The organism is Micrococcus sp. HG099 (assembly GCF_024723355.1).
GTDB classification, from domain to species: Bacteria; Actinomycetota; Actinomycetes; order Actinomycetales; family Micrococcaceae; genus Micrococcus; species Micrococcus endophyticus.
Window position 1 is genome coordinate 1 of sequence record NZ_JANQCJ010000216.1, and the last position, 2,085, is coordinate 2,085.

Genomic DNA, 2,085 nt, shown 5'->3' on the forward strand with positions numbered 1-2,085 from the left:
GCGCGCGGCCTCGGCCTCGGCGGCGCGGGCGTGCGCGAGCACGGCGGTCAGCGCGGCCATCTCCTCCGGGTCCAGCTCGACGCCGCGCAGCTGCAGCGGGTCGGCCGTCGTCGGCTCGGCCGCGGCGTCGTCGGGCGTCCCGGCGGCGTTCGGGGTGCGGGGCTCGTGCGGGGCGCTCACAGCGGCATGTTCCCGTGCTTCTTGGCGGGGCGGGCCTCGCGCTTGTGCAGGGTGGCGCGCAGGGCGCGGATGAGGGCGCCGCGGGTGGCGTGCGGGGGCACGACGGCGTCCACGTAGCCGAGCTCGGCGGCCTGGTACGGGTTGAGCAGCTCGGCCTCGTAGTCCGCGACGATCTCGGCGCGGCGGGCGTCGACGTCGCCGCCGGCCTCCTGCGTGGCCTTGAGGTCGCGGCGGTACAGGATGTTCACCGCGCCCTGGGCGCCCATCACGCCGATCTGCGCGCTGGGCCAGGCGAGGTTGAGGTCCGCGCCGAGCTTCTTGGAGCCCATCACGATGTACGCGCCGCCGAAGGCCTTGCGGGTGATCACGGTCAGCTTCGGCACGGTGGCCTCGGCGTACGCGTAGATCAGCTTGGCGCCGCGGCGGATGATGCCGTTGAACTCCTGGTCCGTGCCGGGCAGGAAGCCGGGCACGTCCACGAGCGTGAGGATGGGGATGTTGAAGGCGTCGCAGAACCGCACGAAGCGCGCGGCCTTCTCCGAGGCCGCGATGTCCAGGGTGCCGGCCAGCTGCTGCGGCTGGTTGGCGACGACGCCCACGGACATGCCGTCCAGGCGCGCCAGGCCGGTGATCACGTTGGGGGCGTAGAGCTCCTGCAGCTGCAGCAGGTGGCCCTCGTCCACGATCGCCCCGATGACCTCGAGCATGTCGTACGGCTGGTTGGCCGAGTCCGGGACGATCTCGTCCAGGGCGAGGTCCTCGTCCGTGGTCTCCGGGTCCGCCGCCTCGAACGTCGGGGCCTCGGCGAGGTTGTTGGAGGGCAGCAGCTCGAGCAGCTCCTGCACGTAGGCGATCGCGTCCTCCTCGGAGGAGGCCATGTAGTGGGCGGTGCCGGAGGTGGAGTTGTGGGAGCGGGCGCCGCCCAGGGTCTCCATGTCCACGTCCTCGCCGGTGACGGTCTTGATCACGTCCGGGCCGGTGATGAACATGTGCGAGGTCTGGTCCACCATCACCACGACGTCGGTGAGCGCGGGGGAGTAGGCCGCGCCGCCGGCGGAGGGGCCCATGATCAGGGAGATCTGCGGGATCATCCCGGAGGCCAGGACGTTGTTCCGGAAGATGTCCGCGAACTGGGCGAGCGAGGCGACGCCCTCCTGGATGCGGGCGCCGCCGCCGTCGAGGATGCCGATCACGGGGCAGCCGTTGCGGGCCGCGAACTCCTGGACCTTCACGATCTTCTGGCCGTTGCGCTCGGAGAGGGAGCCGCCGAACACGGTGAAGTCCTGGGAGTAGACGGCCACCTGACGGCCGTCCACGGTGCCGAAGCCGGAGACGAGGCCGTCGCCCGCCGGGTGCTTGGCGTCCATGCCGAAGGCGGTGGTGCGGTGCACGGCGAGGGCGTCCAGCTCCACGAACGAGCCCTCGTCCAGGAGGAGGTCGATCCGCTCGCGGGCGGTGTGCTTGCCGCGCGCGTGCTGCCGCTCGACGGCGCCCTCGCCGCCGGGCGCGGCCGTGGCCTCGAGCCGCCGGTGCAGGTCGGCCAGCCGGCCCGCCGTGGTGGTCAGATCGGGATCGCTCAACACGTCCTCCTTGTGGTGGTCCGCCAGATGCTCCAGCTCAGCGGCCAGTGTACGGGCCGGGGGAGCGCGCGGCCGTTGGAGGAAGTCCACAATCCGGGGGGCGACGGCGGTGGACCGGCCCCGCGGGTGCCGGCGGCGGGGGCCGCGGGCACCCAGGGACGGGCCAGGGTCGGCGTGTATACCTGAGGGAATGCACACACCCCACGACCCCGCCGCCCCGGTCCTGGTCTGGCTGGACTCGGCCGGGTCCACCCAGGACGAGGTGCTCGCGCGCGTGGGCCGCCAGGGCCCGCGCCACGGACTGGCCGTGGCCACCGCGGACCAG

General features: G+C 73.0%; 1 protein-coding gene and 1 pseudogene. Both read right to left on the minus strand.

The annotated features are described in order from the left end of the window. Window positions 1–180 (minus strand): annotated as a pseudogene (locus NWP10_RS11700) (hypothetical protein); the annotation flags it as partial. Next, window positions 177–1,760, minus strand: a complete 1,584-nt coding sequence (locus tag NWP10_RS11705; RefSeq protein ID WP_258301017.1) for an acyl-CoA carboxylase subunit beta — start codon at window positions 1,758–1,760, stop codon at window positions 177–179. The pseudogene NWP10_RS11700 and the gene NWP10_RS11705, both read right to left, overlap by 4 nt. Window positions 1,761–2,085: the final 325 nt, after the last annotated feature.